We start from the raw sequence: 18,590 nt of genomic DNA on the forward strand, positions 1-18,590 counted from the left end.
GGCGAGTGCCGGTCAGGGGTTTCGGGGTGGTCGCGGGGCGGGTCCGATCTCGAGGACGGCGCGTACGGCGGCCCGCAGTTGGGTGCGGGCGACGGGGTCGGCGAGGCGGCGGCGGTCGAGCAGGACCGCGGTGGGCAGGTCGACGACGCAGATGGTGAGGGTGTCCACGGCCTGCCGGTCCGCGCGCCCCCACATGGCGGTGGCCAGTTGTTTGAGCAGATCCACGAGTGCCCGGTCGAGCCGGTCGAGTTCACCGCGCACCTGTTCGGGCAGGTCCTCCCCGAGGAAGTCGCCGCGCCGCACGCTGAACAGCAGCGCCGAGGAGGCGGGATACCGTTCGGTGAACACCACCGGTGCGTCGGCGGCGGCGACGACGGCATCGGCCGGGTCGGTGTGCGCGGCTTGCGCGTCGACGAGTTCGGCTTGCACGTCCAGGAAGCGTCCGGCGGCGCGAATCCAGGTGCGGCCCAGCAGTTCCGCGCGTGAGGTGAAGGTGTGGTAGATCGCCCCGTTGGATGCTCCGGTCGCGGCGGCGACCGCCCGGATGGTGACCGCGGCGGCGCCGGAGCGCACGGCGAGGTCTTCGGCGGCATCGAGGACCGCGTCCGGATCGTGGGTGCGGGGGCGGGGCATACCCGAACCATAACAGAGCAGATGCTCTGTTATCCAGGGCTGGTATCGACGGCGATCGCGCGCGTGCCCGCCGTCGGTGTACCGGCGGGCACGATCGAGGTGCCGGATTTCAGCCGGTCACCGCTTCCCCGCTGCTGGGTTCGTGTACTCCGTCGGCGAGGGTGGGGGAGTACATGCGTTCGATCTCGGTGGCGTATTTGGCGGCGATGGGTTTGCGGCGCAGTTTCATGGTGAGGGTGATCTCGTCGCCGCCGGGTTCCCAGAACGCCGGCAGGATGGTGAATCGTTTGATCTGTTCGACGCGGGAGAGTTTCGCGTTGCCGGCCGCGACGCCGCGCGCGATCTCGGCGACCACTTCCTTGTCCGCCGCGAGCGCCGCGGCCGACCCATCGCTCAGATGGTGTTGTGCCGCATAGGGTTGCGCGGTTTCGGCGTCGATGACGATGAGCGCGGTGTTGTAGGGGCGCGCGTCCCCGATGGTGGCGATGGCTCCGATCAGCGGGGTGGCGGCTTTGATGCTGTTCTCGATATTGGCCGGGGACATGTTCTTGCCGCCGGCGTTGATGATGAGTTCTTTCTTGCGGTCGACCACGCGCAGGTAGCCGTCGGCGTCTTCGGTGATGATGTCGCCGGTGTGCAGCCAGCCTTCGGCATCGAGCGCGTCGCGGGTTTTGCCGGGTTCGTCGCGGTAGGCGCGCATGACCAGTGGCCCGCGCACCAGGAATTCCCCGTCCTCGGCGATGCGTGATTCCAGCCCGGGCAGCAGTTTGCCGACCGTGCCCAGCCGTGCCGCCTGCGGCGGGCTGACGCTGGCGATACAGGTCAGCTCCGACATCCCCCACACTTCGGAGATGGGGATGCCGAGCCCGTAGAAGAACCCGAGTGTTTCCGGCGGGATCGGCGCGGCCCCCGACAGCGCCCATTTCACTTGATCCAGGCCGAGTTTGGCGCGCAGTGTGGACAGCACCGCCGCGTCGGCTTTCGCCCATTCGGCGGCCTGCACCTCATCCAGGGCCGCCCCGGCCAGTTGCGCGGCCGCCTTGCGTCCGGCCACTTCCAGCGCCCATTGGAGTGCGGCTTTGCGGGTGGGGTCGGTTTCGCTGGCGACGGAGAATTCCACGGCCGCTTTGAGTTTCTCCCACACCCGCGGCACCGCACCCCAGATGGTGGGATGCACGTCGGCCAGGGCGGCGGGCAACTGGGTGCGGTCGGGCACGACGGTGATCTGGGTGCCGTAGTACTGGTGCAGGTACAGCGCGGTGACCCGGTCGGCCATGTGCGCGGTCGGCAGGAAGGAGGTGATGCGGTCACCGAATTCCACGGGCATGACCGAGGCGTAGGCGCGGCATTCGAAGGCGAGGTTGGCGTGGGTGATCTCCACGCCTTTGGGGTTGCCGGTGGTGCCGGAGGTGTAGCAGAGGGTGACGATATCCTCGCCGGTCACCGCCTGCCAGGCGGCGTCGAAGTCGAAGTCCTTGCGCCCCAACGCGATCAATTGCGCGACGCTGAGCGTGCCGGGTACGGCGCGGTCGACGCACACGATGGTTTCGATGGGCACCCCGCTGGCACGTACCCGGTCGACGTATTGGGCTTCGCAGATGACGATCCGGTTGCCCGCATTGGTGAACACGTATTCGAGTTGCTGCGCCGAGAGCGTGTTGTACACCGAGAAGGAGGTGGCGCCGGTGTGCTGGGCGCCGACTTCCAGCGGATAGAACTCGACCCGGTTGGCCATCATCAACGCCACGGTGTCCCCGCGCCCCACCCCCAGCGCCGCCAATCCGGCCGCGACCGCTTTCACCTGCGCGGCGTATTCACCCCAGCTCAATTCCACCTCGCCGCCGATCGCGCGGACCGCGATCGCGTCCGGGTCGATCGCGGCCACCCGCTGAAAGGCCGCACAGGAGGTCATCGGTTCACTCATCGCAGATCTCGTTCCAGTCCACCACCAGGTTCAGCACCGACGGTAGAGCCGCGCCCGCCCCCGCACCCGCCGAATCCGGAGATTGCCGCAACCGCCGGTCACGGTTGGCCACTCGGGCGGACCAGGGCCAGGATTTCGCTCAATTGGGTGATGAGGCCCGCCAATCCGAGGGTGTCCCCGCCGATCTGCACCGATTTCAGCTCCGCCGGCGCCGGCAACGCGTGCACGATCTTGGGCAGCGCTTCCACCAGTTGCGCTTGCACGGTGCTCGCGCTGCGCTGATTGGCGTTGTCGATGCCGAGACGTTCGCGCTCGATCCCCAGCAGCGCCTCCTCGTGCGCGGCCCGGGCCCGGGCGTGGGTGAGGGCGAGTTCGGCCTCGACTTGCAGCCGCCGCAATTCCTGTGCCAGGCGCGCGTTCTCGGCGCGTTCGCCGTGCTGTTCGCGTTCGAGCCGCAATGCGGTCAATGCCGCCTGTTGTGCGAGTTCGGCGACGGTGGCGGCGTCGTCGTGTTCGCGGGTGGTGCGCCGCAATTGTTCGGCCGATTCGCGATCGAAGCGGGCGGCTTCGTGCCAGGCCCGCAGTTCGGCCAGTTCGCGTTCGTTCTCGATGCGCTGCTGTTCGCTGGTGCGCGCGGCCGCCATCTCGCGGGCGGTGACGGCTTGCTGGGCGTCGAGTTCGGCCAGGCGCGCCACCCGGTTCTGTTCGCTGCGGTAGGGCTTTTGCAGGTTCTCCCACAACGTGTTCGAGCTGACGACCGCTTCTTTGATCTGCACGGTCACGATCCGCAAACCCAGTCCGCGATCGGCGCGCCCGTCCCCGTCTCCTTCGGCGACGGTGCGCAACCGGGCGGTCAATTCCTCGATGATGGGTTGTTTGTCGCTGAGCACATCACGCACCCCGAGGGTGGACACCTTGTCCTTGATGGCGGCCTCGGCTTGCTCCCGCAATTGCACGTTCACCAACCGCATCGGATCCTGCGCGTCGGAGAAATCGAGTTTGCGGTAGGCGGTGGCGAAATCGTCGATGATCCACTGCACGTACCCCTGCACCAGCACGCCCTGCAATTCCGAGCAAATACAGTAGGCGTTGATCAGGATCGTCTGGATCGCGCCCGGCACCACCAGATACGAGTCGGTGGCCGGGTTGAACCGGAACGACACCCCCAGCCCGATGTGCAGGGGTTCGCTGCGTCCGCGCCGGGTGTGCACGACGAACGCGTTGGGCGGCACCAGCACCGTGCGCCACCGCCAGAACCCGCTCACCCGCACATCCACCGGCCCCTGCACCGGTGTCTCCCGCGCCGGCCCGACCCGGTTGGCGCGCTTGGCCATCACCCCGCGCCCGCTGCCCGCCGGCGCGGACCCCGATCCCGCCAATTCCTCCTCCAGCACCGCCTGCTGCGCCACCACCTGGTCGAGATACGAATTGCTCTTGGTCGCCATGCCCGGCACGCTACCGCCCGCCACCGGCCCCGCCCACACCTTTCGTCCGCCCGGAATCCGTTCCGCCGCAACACTGTTCGAGCGATCACCCGGCAACCACCGTGATCCCCGAAAGCGGTGTCCGAACGCTGTCGCCCGGCGGCTTCCGTCCTAAGGGAACGTTAGGAAACCCCGAGACCCCTTCAACCGGCGTGTGTCGCCCGCCACAGTGGGTGCGGATGCGATGAGGCATCACGCTAGTGAAGGAGAACCCAGTGACAGCAACAGCGCCGGGCGGGGAACGCCGGGTCGTCGCGAACGTGTTGCGCGGCTCGATCGGCAATCTCGTCGAATGGTACGACTGGTACGTCTATGCGGCGTTCAGCGTGTATTTCGCCAAAGCGTTCTTCCCCGAAGGGGATGCGACGGCACAGTTGCTGTCCACCGCGGCGGTGTTCGCGGTCGGATTCCTGATGCGGCCCATCGGCGGCTGGGCATTGGGCCGCTACGCCGACCGGTTCGGGCGGCGCTCGGCGCTCACGCTGTCGGTGACGGTGATGGCGGCCGGATCGCTGCTGATCGCGGTGACACCGAGCTTCGCCACCATCGGATTGGCGGCGCCGGTGATCCTGCTGCTGGCACGCCTGCTGCAAGGACTGTCGGTGGGCGGGGAGTACGCGACCAGCGCCACCTACCTGTCGGAGGTGGCCTCGGCGGGCCGGCGCGGATTCTATTCCAGCTTCCAGTACGTGACCCTGGTCGCCGGACAGCTGATCGCGCTCGGTGTGCAGATCGTGCTGCTGCAGTTCCTGACCAGCGCACAAATGTATGCCTGGGGCTGGCGGATCCCGTTCGTGATCGGCGCGGGCGCGGCCGTGGTGGTGATGTGGCTGCGGCGCGGCATGGACGAATCGGAATCCTTCCGCAGCGAATCCGCGCGCACCGGAAACGATGCCGCGCAAGGCAAGTCGGGGCAGGGGTCGCTGAAGGTACTGCTGCGGTATCCGCGCGAATGCCTGCTCGTGGTCGGGTTGACCCTCGGCGGCACGGTCGCGTTCTACACCTACACCACCTACATGCAGAAATACATGGTCAACACCTCCGGCATCGCCAAATCGACGGTGGCGTGGATCAACTTCGTCGCACTGCTGGTGTTCGTGGTGCTGCAACCACTCGCCGGTGCGCTCTCGGACCGGATCGGACGGCGCAAACTGCTCATCGCGTTCGGAGTGGCGGGCACGGTGTGCACGGTGCCGATCATGACCGTCCTCGGGCACACCACCTCCGCGATCCCGGCGTTCCTGCTCATGCTGACCGCGCTGGTCATCATCACCGGCTACACCTCGATCAACGCGATCGTGAAAGCCGAACTGTTCCCCACCCGCATCCGCGCCCTCGGGGTCGGATTGCCGTACGCGCTGACGGTGGCGATCTTCGGCGGCACCGCGGAGATGATCGCGCTCGCGCTGAAGAAGGCCGGGCACGAATCGCTGTACTTCTGGTACGTGTCGGGCTGCATCCTGATCTCGCTGCTCACCTACTTCTTCATGCGGGAAACCTCCGCGGATTCGGCCATCGACGCCGAAGCGCAGGCGGCGCGGGCCGGTGACGAGGCCGCGGCGGTGACGGTCGAGAAGGTCGCGGCCCGCTGAGCGGCGGACCGGGGAGGGACAGGACGGCACCCCGGAGCCCAGGATTCGTACGGGCCGTCCTGGAACGAAAGCCCGTCCCGCTGTTCGAGGAAGACCCGAACGGCGGGACGGCCTCCGCCGATATCGTCGCCCGGTGCGCCGACGCGGGCGACGGCCCACGCCCCCGAGCCCGGTGACCAGTCGGTTTCGATTGCAGGAGAGAATCAGCCCATGCGTTTGGCGGTGGTCGAAGACGATAACGGAGTCGGGGACGCGCTCGTCGAAGCGTTCACCGCGCGCGGCCACCACACCGATCGGATGCGGCGCGGAACGGATCTACTCACCGCGCATCGCGGCTACGACGCGGTGGTACTCGATCTCGGATTGCCCGACGCGGACGGGTTGACGGTGCTGCGGCAGCTGCGGGAAGTGAGCACGGTACCGGTGGTGATCCTCACCGCGCGCAGCGATGAACGCTCCATCGTGCGCGGATTACGCGGCGGCGCCGACGATTACGTGGTGAAACCGCCGCGGATCGCCGAATTGCTGGCGCGCATCGAGAACGTGACGCGCCGCCATGTCGCCGTCTCGGGGCCGGCGAGCCAGCGCATCGTGCAGACCGGGGATGTGCGGGTCGACCTCGAAGCGCGCCGGGTCGAGATCGCGGGAGTTCCGGTGACCTTGACCGCCAAGGAGTTCGAACTCGTCGAAGCGCTGGTGGAGCGCCCGGGGGCGGCGGTGTCGCGGCAGCAGCTGATGGATCGCATCTGGGGTGATGCGTTCGTGGCGGTCTCACGCACCCTGGATGTGCATATGACCGGGTTGCGGGCCAAGCTCGATCGGCCGGGGCTGATCACCACCATCCGCGGCTACGGCTACCGCTGGGGCGAATGAGCGGTGCGTCGCCGGCTGCTGATCGCCTTGACCGTGTTCGCCACCCTCGCGGTGCTGGCGTTCGCGGTACCGCTGTGCCTGACCGCCGCGACCAGCCGCACCCAGCAATTGGCCGGCGACCGCATCGGTGACGCGGACCGGTTCGCGGCGCTGGCGGTCACGGCGGGCGCGCTCGGCGACAATCGGGGCTTGGCGGCGGAGGTGAACCGGTATCACGACCTGTACGGGGAACCGGTGCTGGTGGTGGATGCGCGCGGACTGCCGATCGTGAACGCGGGAGTCGACGCCGCCGATCCGGCGATCGCCGCCGCGGTAGCGGCCGCACGCCGCAATCAACGGCCCGCCACCCCGGCGCGGCTCTTGCCGTGGGGGCCTTCGACATTGCTGATCGCCCGGCCGGTCGGCAGCGACGTGCATGTCGATGGCGCGGTCCTGATCACCGTGTCGACCGCTCGCGCCCGCACCGACATCGCGCGGGTGTGGGCGATCGTGGCACTGGGCGCACTCGCCGCCATGGCCGTGTTCACCGCACTCGCGCTGATCCTGTCGCGGTGGGTGCTGCGCCCCCTGGCCGGGCTGTCCGCGGCGGTGGCGGGATTGACCGCGTCGCTACCCAAACCGCGCACCACCGCCGCCATGACCCGCCGCCACGGCGGCCCGCCCGAACTGCGCGCCGTCGCCGAATCGGTCGACACCATGGCCTTGGCCGTCCGGGATTCCGCGGCCGCGCAACGCCGCCTGGTCGATGACACCGCGCACGCCATGCGGAACCCGCTCGCCGCGTTGACCATCCGCCTCGATTCCCTCGAACCCGCGATTCCCGCGACCGCGGCCGCCACCTTCCACGGCGCGACCCGAGAAGTGGAGCGACTCACCGCGCTACTGGATGACCTGCTGACCCTCGCGGTCGCGGAAGGCAACGCGGTCACACCGGCCCGCCGGGTCGAACCCTGCGACGTGCGCGCGGTCGCCGCGGACCGGATCGACGCCTGGCACACGGCATTCGATCAAGCCGGTATGACACTGTCGCTCGAGGACACGGTCCCGGCGGCCGATCGCCGCGACGCGCAGACAGGCAGCAGGTACGAACTTGCCGGACAGGACAGACACAGACTCGCCGACCGCACAGGCAACGGACACGCTCCCGCCGACCACGCAGGCAACAGACAGGGTCTCGCCGACCACGCAGGCGCCGGACAGGGTCTCGCCGGCCGAGCAGGCGAGCGGCACGATCTCGCCGGAAGGACAGGCGACGGGCACGGTTCTGTCGAACGAGCGGGCGAGGGCCACGGCCTCCCTGGCTCCAGCAGTGAGGCCGTGTCCAGCGTCCCCGCCGATGTGCTGGCACAGATCCTGGATGTGGCACTGAGCAATTCGTCCCGCTACGCCGGGCCCGGCGCGCACACCCGCATCACGGTCACCCCGGCACCGAGCGAGGTCACGATCATCGTGGCCGACGACGGCCCCGGCGTACCCGAGTGCGAGCTCGCCGATCTCACGACCCGCTTCTTCCGGGGCAGCACCGCCCACGGGATCGGCGGTTCCGGCCTCGGGCTCCCGATCGCGGCGGCGCTGGTGAAATCCGTACACGGCCGCCTGGCGGTCGAGCCGGTCACGCCGCATGGGCTGGCAGTGGTCATCGGTTTGCCGGTGGGGGAGAGCTCATGAGCGGCGACCAATCGGCTGCCATGTCCGCCGCTTCCGGCATTCCCACCGGCTCCGGTCCCCGCCGACTGTCCCGGCGCGGATTCCTGCGCTCCGGAACAGCTTTCGCCGCGCTGGCCGGGTTGGCGGGCCCTCTGGGCCTCACCGCCTGCTCCGATGATTCCGCCCAATCACCGGTGCGGCTGGCGGCGGGGGAGGTGGGCGGCTTCTATCACGCGTTCGCGCAACAACTTTCACGTATCGCCGCATCGACGGGGCTGCGTATCGATGTCATTCCCACCGCAGGCTCGGTCGACAATCTGGCCCTACTCTCACGCGGCGAAGCCGATACAGCCTTGATCCTGGCCGATTCCCTCGACGACAATCCCGACCCGCCACCGGCCATCGGCCGCGTCTACGAGAACTACCTCCAACTCGCCGTCGCCGCCACCGGCCCCCTCACCACCCTCGCCGACCTGCGCGGCACACGCGTCAACCTGGGAGCATCCGGATCCGGCGCCACCCACACCGGCGAAAAACTACTCCTGGCCGCCGGTCTCACCCGCACCGACGTCACCATCAGCCACCTACCGCTACGAGACGCCGTCACCGCCCTCACCACCGACCGCCTCGACGCCCTGCTGTGGGCCGGCGGCGTCCCGACCCCGGCCCTGTCCGACCCCGCAATCCGCCTACTGGACCTCACCGGCCTGGCCGACCCGATGCGCGACCGCTTCGGCTACCTCTACGACCCGGTCCTCATCCCCGCCGGCACCTACCCGAATTCCCCACCCGTGCACACCATCGGCGTCGCAAACCTGCTCATCGCCAGCCCCAGCCTGCCCGACACCACCGCCGCCACCCTCACCGAACTGCTCCTCACCCACCCCGATTCCCTGGTACCGGCCGAAGCAGCAGGCACCCAGTTCCTCGAGGCCCGCTCACTCATCGGCACCGGAGTCGCCCCCTTGCATCCGGGCGCGATAGGCGTATATCGCCGCAATCACGGATGACCGGGGACACCAGCCCCCATTCCGTCACTGTGACGAATAACGTTGGGGGAGTACAGGAATCGCAGGGGAGAGGTCCCACCCATTGCGATGAATGCTCCACCCGACGCTAGCCCAGCCCCGATCATGCAGCACCCGCCGAACGACAGAACGGCAACACACACTGCCATCGGTCCGATATGCGCCCAAATGCATACACACCGTGGCGATGTTCGGACGCACGGTCACCACACCCCTTGCCAGACTGTCGAATATTACGTCACAGTGACGTATCAAGGGTGAAGATCCAAACCACAGGGGAGCGGCAGCTGAACCTCCAATCAGCCCCAATCCAGCCAACCACCCGAAACAGGAATATTTCCACCAAAGGGCCGCTGGAACGAAAAATAAACTCCCGCACCGATTTACACCATTCCGCAGCCTCCAATAGCAGCACACACCAACCAACACAGGAAGTCACCGCCCAGCAGCAGAACTCACCGAACAGTCACCGAATCCATCTGCAACACAGCAGTTTTCCCCGCTCCAGCCCCCGCCGTAAATACGCCGATAATCAACATTATGTCAAGTTATCGTCCCCCGGGCGGGACAGGTCCTCACCTGAGCCGCTCAGCGTTGGAAGGATCGGCGGTAGGTCATGGGGGTTACGCCTACCTCGCGGGTGAAGTGGTGGCGGAGGTTGCCGGCGGTGCCCATGCCGCAGAGTTGGCTGATGCGCTCGACGGGGAGGTCGGTGGATTCGAGGAGTTGGCGGGCGCGGGAGAGGCGGGCCGAGTGCAGCCAGCGGAGTGGTGTGGTGCCGGTGGATTCGGTGAAGCGGCGGGCCAGGGTGCGGGTGCTCAGGCCGGCGGTGCGGGCGAGTTGGGTGACGGTGAGTTGCTGGTCGAGGTTTTTGGTGGCCCACTGCAGTACTTGTCCGAAGCCGTCGCTGTCCGAGCGTGGCATGGGCTGTTCGATGAATTGGGCCTGTCCCCCGGCGCGATGGGTTTGCACGACCATGCGGCGCGCGACCTGGTTGGCGATGTCGGCGCCGAGGTCGGTGCGGACCAGGTGCAGGCACAGGTCGATGCCGGCGGTGACGCCCGCGCTGGTCAGGACGTCGCCGTCGTCGACGTAGAGCACCGACGGGTCGAGCAGGACCCGGGGGTATCGGGTGCGCATGAGGTCGGCGTAGCGCCAGTGTGTGGTGGCGGGGCGCCCGTCGAGCAGGCCCGCGGCGGCCAGTGCGAACGCGCCGGTGCACAGTGACACGATTCGCGCTCCGCGGGCGTGTGCGGCCAGGAGTGCGGTGTTGAGCCGGTGGTCGACGATGTCGGCGGCGATGTTCTCGGGGTTGAGGCCGGGCACGATCACGATGTCGGCGTCGTGCAGGGCGTGCAGGTCGTAGGGGGTGTCGAGGACGAAGCCGTGTGCGATCCGGGTCTCCCCCGGGTCTGCGGCGCACATGCGCAGTTCGTACCACGGGTCGGCGATGTCGCGGCGCTGGATGCCGAATACCTGTGCGGCGATGGACATCTCCAGCATGGGCATGCCGTCGGTGACGGCGACCGCGACGATTCCGGGGGTGCTCACTCCACCAGAGTACTGGCAGAATTTCCATCAATGTGGTCATTTTTGCCACTCGTGGGTGCGCGGCGGCGCGATCAGGCTGAATCTTGTGATTAGGACTGAAGTTTCGCAGCGTGTCCGGCTCCCCCGCCCGATGGCTTTCGGTTTGGCCGCGACGGTGATCGGTTTCTGTTTGGCGGCCTCGGCGGTACCGTCGCCGATCTACAAGCTGTATGCCTCGACCTGGCGGTTGGACACCTCGACGGTGACGTTGATCTATGCCACCTACTGTTTCGGTGCGCTGGCGTCGCTGCTGGTGCTGGGCCGTGTCTCCGATGCGGTGGGCCGGCGACCGGTGATCGCGGCGGGGCTGGCTGGGTTGACGGCCTCGATGGTGTTGTTCGCCTTCGCTTCCGGTGTCGGGTCGCTGTTCCTGGCGCGGGCGGTGCAGGGTTTGTCGACGGGCATCGTGATCAGTGCCGCGGGTGCGGCCCTGCTGGAGTTGTACGACGGCGCGGATCCAGCGCGGGCGGGCCTGTACAACGTGGTGGCCAGTTCACTCGGCGTCGGTTCCGGTGGTTTGCTCGGCGCGGTCCTGGTGCAGTACGGCCCGTCTCCGATGGTGACGCCGTTCGTGCTGCTGGCCGTGCTCGCGGCGCTGTTGCTGGCGGGCAGTGTGCTGATGCCGGAGACGGTGGTCTCGCGCAGTGGTTTCCGGATCACCGCGCCCGGGGTGCCGCGGGCGGCGCTGGCCCCGTTCACGCTGGCGGGTTTGGCGATCGCGTGCGCGTGGTCGATCATCGGGCTGTTTCTGGGTCTGGTCGGGGCGATCGTTCCGAGCCTGCTGCACACCGGCAGTTATCTCCCGGCGGGTGTGGCGATTCTGGTGATGGGGGGCGCGGGCACGGCCGCGGCGATCTCGACCCGTAAGCGCACGCCGGCTTCCCAGATCGGGTGGGGTATGGCGATCATGTCGGCGGGCATTCTCGTCTTGGCGGTGTCGGTGACCGGTAGCGGTTCGGCAGCGGCGTTCCTGTGCTCGGGGGTCGTGATCGGATTCGGTATGGGCAGTGGGATGTTCGGTGCGCTGCGCCTGCTGGGTGCGGCCGCCCCGCCGGATCACCGCGCCCAGGTGATGGCGGCGTTCTACCTCGTGGCCTACGCGGCCATTTCCTTGCCCGCCATCGCCGCGGGGTACACCGCGCGTCATCTGGGCGCCGCGCCGACGATCCAGCTCTTCGGAGCCGGCATCGTCGTCGTCTCCCTCGCGACGCTGGCGCTGGCTCGCCGCCGGGCGCGCTCGGACACTCGAAGCGCCGGGCGAAGCTTCGTCGCTTCCTCCAAATGAACGGTGGCCGAACGACTCGAGCATGGTTGGTTGAAACGGCTCCGCTCAAGACTTGAATGAGTCATACTTCGGGATATGTCCAGTAGTTCGGACTTCGAGCGGATGCTGCGTGCGGCGTCGTTGCGGGTGACAGCGCCGCGCGTCGCCGTGCTGAGCACCGTGCACGCGAACCCGCATGCCGACACCGACTCGATCCTCACCCAGGTGCGCGGTGCGCTGGGCACGGTGTCGCATCAGGCCGTGTACGACGTGTTGCGGGTGCTGACGGCGGCGGGCTTGTTGCGCCGGATTCAGCCCATGGGTTCGGTGGCCCGGTACGAGACCCGGGTCGGGGACAACCATCACCATCTGGTGTGCCGCTCCTGCGGGATGATCACCGATGTCGATTGCGCCGTCGGTGAGGCCCCCTGTCTGACCGCCTCGAACGACAACGGGTTCGTCCTGGACGAAGCCGAGGTCATCTATTGGGGCCTGTGCCCCGAATGCTCGAAAACGCAAGTGCCGCAGTCGTGATCGCAGCCCGATCGCACTACTCCCCCGAAAGGAACCGCCGTGTCTGTTGAACACCCGCCCATCGGAGAGGCCAGCACGGAACCCGCCGCGGGTTGCCCCGTGACATCCCGCCTCAAGCCGCCGACCGAGGGTGGCAGCAACCGGGACTGGTGGCCCGACCAGGTCAATCTGAAGATCCTGCAGAAGAACCCGGACGTCATCAACCCCCTGGGCGCCGACTTCGATTACGCTGCCGCGTTCAACAGCCTGGATCTGGCGGCGGTGAAGGCCGATATCGAAGCGGTCATGACCACCTCGCAGGACTGGTGGCCTGCCGACTTCGGGCATTACGGGCCGTTCTTCATCCGCATGGCCTGGCACGCCGCGGGCACCTACCGCATCCAGGACGGGCGCGGCGGCGCGGGCGCGGGCATGCAGCGCTTCGCTCCCCTGAACTCCTGGCCCGACAACGCCAGCCTGGACAAGGCGCGTCGGCTGCTGTGGCCGGTGAAGCAGAAGTACGGGCAGAAGATCTCCTGGGCCGACCTGATCGTGTACGCCGGTAACGTCGCCCTGGAATCGATGGGCTTCGAAACCTTCGGGTTCGGTGGCGGCCGCGTCGACCAGTGGGAGCCCGAGGAGGACGTGTACTGGGGTCCCGAGCACACCTGGCTCGGCGATGAACGCTACAGCGGCACCCGCGACCTGGAGAACCCCCTCGCGGCGGTGCAGATGGGCCTGATCTACGTCAATCCCGAAGGCCCCAACGGCAATCCGGATCCCCTGGCCGCCGCGGTCGATATCCGTGAGACGTTCGCGCGGATGGCGATGAACGATGTGGAGACCGCGGCGCTGATCGTGGGCGGGCACACCTTCGGCAAGACCCACGGCGCCGGCCCGGCCGATCACGTCGGCCCCGAGCCCGAAGCCGCGCCGTTCGAGGAGCAGGGCCTGGGCTGGCGCTCCAGTTTCGGCACCGGTGTCGGCAAGGACGCCATCACCTCCGGGCTCGAGGTCACCTGGACCCCGACCCCCATCACCTGGGACAACTCGTTCCTCGAGACCCTCTACGGCCACGAGTGGGAGCTGACCAAGTCCCCCGCGGGCGCCAACCAGTGGACCCCGAAGGACGGCGGCGGCGCCGGCACGGTCCCGGACGCGCATGTCGCGGGCAAGACCATCGCGCCCGGCATGCTCACCACCGACCTGTCGATGCGGTTCGATCCCATCTACGAGCAGATCACCCGCCGCTGGCTCGAGCACCCCGAAGAGCTGGCGCAGGAGTTCGCCAAGGCCTGGTACAAGCTCACCCACCGCGATATGGGCCCGGTGGTGCGCTACCTGGGCCCGCTGGTGCCCTCGGAGACGCTGCTGTGGCAGGACCCGATCCCGGCGGTCGATCACGAGCTGATCGGCGCCGCCGAGATCGCCGACCTCAAGTCCCGCATCCTGGCTTCGGGTCTGACCGTGGCGCAGCTGGTTTCGACCGCGTGGTCGGCGGCGGCCTCGTTCCGCGGCAGTGACAAGCGTGGTGGCGCCAACGGCGGCCGGGTGCGCCTGGCCCCGCAGTCGGGCTGGGAGGTCAACTCCCCCGACGAGCTCGCGCAGGTCGTGCGCACGCTGGAAGGCATTGCCGAGCAGTTCAATTCCGAGCAGACCGGTAATGTGCGGGTCTCGTTCGCGGATCTGGTGGTGCTGGGCGGTGTCGCGGCCGTGGAGCAGGCGGCCAAGGCCGGCGGTGTCGAGATCGAGGTGCCGTTCGCACCCGGTCGCACCGACGCCACCCAGGAGAACACCGATGTGGAGTCCTTCGCGGCGCTGGAGCCGACCTCGGACGGGTTCCGCAACTACCTGGGCAAGGGTCACCGGCTGCCGGCGGAGTACCAGCTGGTGGATCGGGCGAACCTGCTGACGCTGTCCGCGCCGGAGATGACCGTGCTCGTCGGTGGCCTGCGGGCGCTCGGCGCCAATCACGGTGGTTCGCAGCAGGGTGTGCTCACCTCGACCCCGGGTGTGCTCACCAACGATTTCTTCGTGAACCTCCTGGATATGGCGACCGAGTGGAAGCCGTCGGCCGCCGATGACGGCAGCTACGAGGGCGTGGACCGGGCCACCGGCAAGACCGTGTGGACCGGCAGCCGTGTCGATCTGCTGTTCGGGTCGAACTCGCAGCTGCGCGCCATCGCCGAGGTGTATGCCACCGATGACGCCAAGCCGAAGTTCGTGGCCGACTTCGTCAAGGCGTGGGACAAGGTGATGACCCTGGATCGCTTCGATCTGGCCTGACCGCTCCCCCGTGCGCCCCGCGAACCGAACCCGGTTCGCGGGGCGCACGGCGTTTATCGGGCCGGTTTCTGTGGCCACCGCACATCGGCGACCAGACCGTAGTGGTCGCTGGCGAGGATGCCGGTGAGCGGTTCGCAGAAGGCCAGATCGACCTCGAGCAGCCGGCCCGCGCCCTCGGGCCGCAGGAACGGATCCCCCACCAGCACATAGTCGATGCGTTGCGGCGGCACGTTCAGGAACCGCGCCTGCGGATTGGTCAGCGGGTCCATGGTGCGCCCGGCCTCACCGGGCCGCAGCGTCGACCACGCGTCCACGTAATGGGTACTGCGGCCTTCGATCACGGCGTTGGCGTTGAGGAACCGCATCTCGTCGGATTCGGGTTTGGCGTTGAAGTCCCCGCACAGGATCGGCGGCAGCGGCGTGGTCGCCGGGTCGTGCCGGGCGCGGATGGCCTCGTCGATCGCGAGGACCTGCCGCACCCGCTGATAGGCCTGCGCGGGCGGCGGCGCGAGATGGGTACTGAACACATCGGCCCCGCCGGTGCGGGCGTAGAGCAGTTCGGCCTGCATGGTCCAGGACGGGTGCGGGTCCGGCGGGGACGGATCGACCGGTAGCGCGATCACCTCGTGCCGGTCGATGGGCCAGCGGCTCAGCACCGCCGAGCCGAAGCGCAGGGTCGGGCGGTCGGGCAGGAACGGCAGCGGGTATCCGCCGAAACACCAGTGCCAGTGTCCTTGCGGTGCGTGATCGACCAGCCAGGCGGCGGTATTGCCGCCGGGTTCGGCGGTGTCCTCCCATACTTCCTGCAGGCACACCAGGTCCGGGTCGAGCCGGTCGAACCAGGCCAGGATCTCCTGCCGACGCCGCTCCCAGTGCGGTTCCAGCAGCGATCCCATGTTCAGCTGCGCGATCCGCAGCACTCCCGCCTGCGCCATACCGGTTCCTTCCTACGGTCCAGCCCTCGAGACTAGGCGCTCGCGGCGGATGTGTGCGAGCGAAATGCGTATGGGCCGTGCGGTTCTCGGCGTGCGAACAATCTCCGACAGAAACTGAAACGTGTTCTAGTGTGGAGCGGGTGGAGATCACATACGAAGGCACCCGGCGGGAAATCCGCACCGAGCACGGCATCCTGCGCTACCACGAAGCCGGCGACGGGCCCTCGCTCATCCTGCTGCACGGCTCCGGCATCGGCGTCACCGGATGGCGCAACTATCGCGGCAACCTCGGCGTCCTGGCCGAGCACTTCCACTGCTACGCACTCGAATTCCCCGGCTTCGGCGTCAGCGACCCCGTCCCCGGCCACCCCGTCCTGACCGCCGTCGACTCCGTCATCTGGTTCATGGACGCCCTCGGCCTGCAATCGGCTGCCCTCATCGGCAATTCCATGGGCGGCGTCGTCGCGGTCAATGTCGCCGTCAAACACCCCACCCGGGTGGAGAAGATCATCTCCATCGGCGGGGTCGGCACCGGACTGTTCGGCCCCACCCCCAGCGAAGGCACCCGGCTGCTGCAGCAGTTCGCCGACGCCCCCAGCCGCGACGGACTGCTGCGCTGGCTCGAATGCATGGTCTACGACCCGAAGGTGCTCACCGACGACCTCATCGAGGAACGCTGGAAAACCGCCGAGCATCCCGAATCGCATGCCGCGCTCAAAGCCATGTACGGGTCGGAAGCCTTTGCCCTCCAACAGCAATTCCTCACCAACTCCCCCACCCCGCCGTACTGGGCGCTGCTGCATCAGGTCAAATGCCCGACCCTGCTGGCCTGGGGCGCCGACGACCGGCAATGCCCCCTCGATATGGCCCTGGTGCCGCTGCGCGTCATCCCCGACGCGGAACTGCACGTCTTCCCCAAGTGCGGGCACTGGGTCATGTACGAAGCCAAGCAAGCCTTCGAACGAGTGAGCCTCGAGTTCCTGCGACGCTGACACCGGCCGGGGCGGTGACAGCACCGCCCCGCACACGCCTCAGCGACGGACGAACACGGCCTCGTGACAGGCGGTCAGCAACGCGACCAGCTCCTGGCCCTCCGCCTCGTCCAGCACCGCGAACACCGGCAGGCTCAGCTCGTCGGTGAGCGCCTCGGCCTGCATCCAGCGGCCCTTCAACTCCGGGGTGATCTCCTCGAACGGTTCCGCCCAGCCGTAACTGCGCGCCTGATCCGGACCCGACGCCAGCGGCGAACCCGCGATCAGCACCGCCTGCAACGGCGTCAGACCGCTCGCACGCACCGCCATCAGATGCAGACCGCCGCGCAGCTCCCGCAACGCCTGGATCAGATGCAGAATCCGCGCCGGCGCGTCCTGCGCCTGCGGCAGCGCCCGCCACCCCGCGAACAACGGCACCCCGGCCGGATCCGCCGCCGACACCACCTTGTCCAGGAGCTCGGCCAGCCGTTCGGCCGGTGCGAACCCGGCCAGCTTGCGACGTCCGAAATCCTGGCAGGCCCGCAGATAGCCCTCCGCGCCCTTGGCCGCCGAGGTCGCCGCCGTCGCCTCCCAGGCCGCGCGCACCGGACCGGCCGGGAAGAAACCGAACGCCGCGACCACGATCTCGGCGGGCACCTCACCCAGCACGCCCGCGCGGCCGCGGGTGTAGGCGGGCAGGAAGCCGGGCACCCCCACCTCCGCGGCGAAGGCCTTGGCTTCGCGGGAGAACATGAATCCCCCACCGACCTGCTGGATCTGATCCTTCACGGCGGACGCTACCGACATGTCCGTTCCTCTCTGAGCGGAAAAGCGTATTCGGCTCCGACACTATTTCACCGGAATTCGGACGGCGTACAGGGGCCGCCGAAACCGACCTTCCGGGACCAAATGAACTCCGCCCCAATCACTTTCGAATGCCGTAACCTCGAGAACGAGGAGAGGTGGGCACCATGACCGACCAATCGCGAGCCGGCACGCCGGTTCCCGCCCGCGCACGCCCCAACTACGTTGCCGCCGAACGTTCCTCAGCTCACACCCGGACCTCCCGGCCCCAACCGTTAATTCAGCTAACGTTCACGCGGTGCTAGGACATTCACACGCGACCAGCGGCGCCCTCGCCTGGTCGGCAGCAGCCGCGGCGCTCCCGCTCACCGTATTGACATACCCCGCAATGCAATCCGGCGCCATCGGCGGCGTCGACCTCGTCATGGGCACCTTCCTCACCGCCGGCGCCGCCCTGCTCCCCGACGCCGACCACCCCAACGGCACCATCTCCCACGTCCTGGGACCCGTCTCGCACGCCGCCTGCAAAGCCATATCGATCATCTCCGGCGGACACCGCCACGGCACCCACAGCTTCCTGTTCGTCGCCCTCGTCACCTACGGCACCTGGGCCGGCGAACACTGGATCGGCCGCAACTTCACCCTCGCCCTCGTCTTCTTCCTGCTCGCCCTCGCCATCCGCGCCCTCAACCTCGCACCCACCGGCGACAGCATCAAAGCCTGGGGCACCGTCGTCATCCTCGCCGCCTGCGGCACCTTCGCCATCGACCACTGGATCAGCGACAAACCCGCCTGGCTGCCCTTCTCCGTCGGCCTCGGCGCCCTCGCCCACCTCATCGGCGACTGCCTCACCGACCGCGGCTGCCGACTGCTCTGGCCCCTCAAGATCCGCACCCGGCTACCCATCATCGACCGCACCGGCAACAAGATGGAAACCCTTGTCGTCGTACCACTCTTCGCCCTCGGCACCCTCGCCCTGCTCTGGTACACCATCACCCACCAGCCCTGAACGAACGGGACACGGGGGCCATGCCCCCGAACCCCCG

General features: G+C 68.1%; 15 protein-coding genes. 9 read left to right on the top strand and 6 right to left on the bottom strand.

All coding sequences use genetic code 11. The annotated features are described in order from the left end of the window. Window positions 1-12: 12 nt before the first annotated feature. The 3 genes from LTV02_RS11335 to LTV02_RS11345 form a co-directional block, all read right to left on the bottom strand. Window positions 13-633, bottom strand: a complete 621-nt coding sequence (locus LTV02_RS11335) for a TetR/AcrR family transcriptional regulator (protein ID WP_233039952.1) — start codon at window positions 631-633, stop codon at window positions 13-15. Window positions 634-742: 109 nt separating this feature from the next. Beyond that, complete coding sequence (fadD11, locus tag LTV02_RS11340; protein ID WP_233039953.1) at window positions 743-2,557, bottom strand: fatty acid--CoA ligase FadD11; 1,815 nt, start codon at window positions 2,555-2,557, stop codon at window positions 743-745. Between the two features lie 98 nt (window positions 2,558-2,655). Next, window positions 2,656-4,002 (bottom strand): SPFH domain-containing protein, encoded by a 1,347-nt coding sequence (locus LTV02_RS11345; protein ID WP_233039954.1) that lies wholly within the window; start codon window positions 4,000-4,002, stop codon window positions 2,656-2,658. A 254-nt stretch (window positions 4,003-4,256) separates the two neighbouring features. On the opposite strand from LTV02_RS11345, the gene LTV02_RS11350 reads away from it, so the two are divergent. The 4 genes from LTV02_RS11350 (at window position 4,257) to LTV02_RS11365 (ending at window position 9,163) form a co-directional block, all read left to right on the top strand. Then, a complete protein-coding gene (locus tag LTV02_RS11350) occupies window positions 4,257-5,633 on the top strand; it encodes an MFS transporter (protein ID WP_233039955.1) in 1,377 nt (458 codons plus the stop codon). Window positions 5,634-5,843: 210 nt separating this feature from the next. Then, entirely contained in the window at window positions 5,844-6,506 is a 663-nt protein-coding gene (locus LTV02_RS11355; protein ID WP_233039956.1) for a response regulator transcription factor, read from the top strand. Window positions 6,507-6,509: 3 nt separating this feature from the next. After that, on the top strand, window positions 6,510-8,174 hold the full coding sequence (locus tag LTV02_RS11360) for an ATP-binding protein (RefSeq protein ID WP_233039957.1): 1,665 nt from the start codon (window positions 6,510-6,512) through the stop codon (window positions 8,172-8,174). Continuing rightward, entirely contained in the window at window positions 8,171-9,163 is a 993-nt protein-coding gene (locus LTV02_RS11365) for a TAXI family TRAP transporter solute-binding subunit (protein ID WP_233039958.1), read from the top strand. The genes LTV02_RS11360 and LTV02_RS11365 overlap by 4 nt, the downstream gene beginning before the upstream one ends. Window positions 9,164-9,769: 606 nt before the next feature. On the opposite strand, the gene LTV02_RS11370 is transcribed toward LTV02_RS11365, so the two are convergent. Next, entirely contained in the window at window positions 9,770-10,732 is a 963-nt protein-coding gene (locus tag LTV02_RS11370) for a helix-turn-helix domain-containing protein (protein WP_233039959.1), read from the bottom strand. Between LTV02_RS11370 and LTV02_RS11375 the strand changes: the two genes are divergently transcribed. The 3 genes from LTV02_RS11375 (at window position 10,668) to katG (ending at window position 14,834) form a co-directional block, all read left to right on the top strand. Further along, a complete protein-coding gene (locus LTV02_RS11375) occupies window positions 10,668-12,056 on the top strand; it encodes an MFS transporter (RefSeq protein WP_233039960.1) in 1,389 nt (462 codons plus the stop codon). The two genes, LTV02_RS11370 and LTV02_RS11375, sit on opposite strands and share 65 nt — an antisense overlap. A gap of 75 nt (window positions 12,057-12,131) precedes the next feature. Continuing rightward, a complete protein-coding gene (locus tag LTV02_RS11380; RefSeq protein WP_233039961.1) occupies window positions 12,132-12,569 on the top strand; it encodes a Fur family transcriptional regulator in 438 nt (145 codons plus the stop codon). 39 nt (window positions 12,570-12,608) lie between these two features. Then, a complete protein-coding gene (katG, locus tag LTV02_RS11385) occupies window positions 12,609-14,834 on the top strand; it encodes a catalase/peroxidase HPI (protein WP_233039962.1) in 2,226 nt (741 codons plus the stop codon). A 53-nt stretch (window positions 14,835-14,887) separates the two neighbouring features. Here katG and LTV02_RS11390 read toward each other — a convergent pair whose 3' ends face one another. Continuing rightward, complete coding sequence (locus LTV02_RS11390; RefSeq protein WP_233039963.1) at window positions 14,888-15,769, bottom strand: endonuclease/exonuclease/phosphatase family protein; 882 nt, start codon at window positions 15,767-15,769, stop codon at window positions 14,888-14,890. Window positions 15,770-15,909: 140 nt separating this feature from the next. On the opposite strand from LTV02_RS11390, the gene LTV02_RS11395 reads away from it, so the two are divergent. After that, window positions 15,910-16,761, top strand: a complete 852-nt coding sequence (locus LTV02_RS11395; protein WP_233039964.1) for an alpha/beta fold hydrolase — start codon at window positions 15,910-15,912, stop codon at window positions 16,759-16,761. A gap of 39 nt (window positions 16,762-16,800) precedes the next feature. On the opposite strand, the gene LTV02_RS11400 is transcribed toward LTV02_RS11395, so the two are convergent. Next, window positions 16,801-17,547 (bottom strand): SCO6745 family protein, encoded by a 747-nt coding sequence (locus LTV02_RS11400; RefSeq protein WP_233039965.1) that lies wholly within the window; start codon window positions 17,545-17,547, stop codon window positions 16,801-16,803. Between the two features lie 295 nt (window positions 17,548-17,842). Here LTV02_RS11400 and LTV02_RS11405 point away from each other — a divergent pair, with 295 nt between their 5' ends. After that, the gene (locus LTV02_RS11405; protein ID WP_233039966.1) at window positions 17,843-18,553 is read left to right on the top strand and encodes a metal-dependent hydrolase; all 711 of its coding nucleotides are present in this window, start codon (window positions 17,843-17,845) and stop codon (window positions 18,551-18,553) included. The last annotated feature ends 37 nt before the right edge of the window (window positions 18,554-18,590 follow it).

The organism is Nocardia yamanashiensis (assembly GCF_021183565.1).
In the GTDB taxonomy this organism is placed as follows: domain Bacteria; phylum Actinomycetota; class Actinomycetes; order Mycobacteriales; family Mycobacteriaceae; genus Nocardia; species Nocardia yamanashiensis.

Coding starts and splice junctions, on each gene's coding strand:
- LTV02_RS11335 (WP_233039952.1), bottom strand. CDS start 633: ATGCCCCGCCCCCGCACCCACGATCCGGACGCGGTCCTCGATGCCGCC.
- fadD11 (WP_233039953.1), bottom strand. CDS start 2,557: ATGAGTGAACCGATGACCTCCTGTGCGGCCTTTCAGCGGGTGGCCGCG.
- LTV02_RS11345 (WP_233039954.1), bottom strand. CDS start 4,002: ATGGCGACCAAGAGCAATTCGTATCTCGACCAGGTGGTGGCGCAGCAG.
- LTV02_RS11355 (WP_233039956.1), top strand. CDS start 5,844: ATGCGTTTGGCGGTGGTCGAAGACGATAACGGAGTCGGGGACGCGCTC.
- LTV02_RS11365 (WP_233039958.1), top strand. CDS start 8,171: ATGAGCGGCGACCAATCGGCTGCCATGTCCGCCGCTTCCGGCATTCCC.
- LTV02_RS11375 (WP_233039960.1), top strand. CDS start 10,668: ATGGACATCTCCAGCATGGGCATGCCGTCGGTGACGGCGACCGCGACG.
- LTV02_RS11380 (WP_233039961.1), top strand. CDS start 12,132: ATGTCCAGTAGTTCGGACTTCGAGCGGATGCTGCGTGCGGCGTCGTTG.
- LTV02_RS11390 (WP_233039963.1), bottom strand. CDS start 15,769: ATGGCGCAGGCGGGAGTGCTGCGGATCGCGCAGCTGAACATGGGATCG.
- LTV02_RS11400 (WP_233039965.1), bottom strand. CDS start 17,547: ATGTCGGTAGCGTCCGCCGTGAAGGATCAGATCCAGCAGGTCGGTGGG.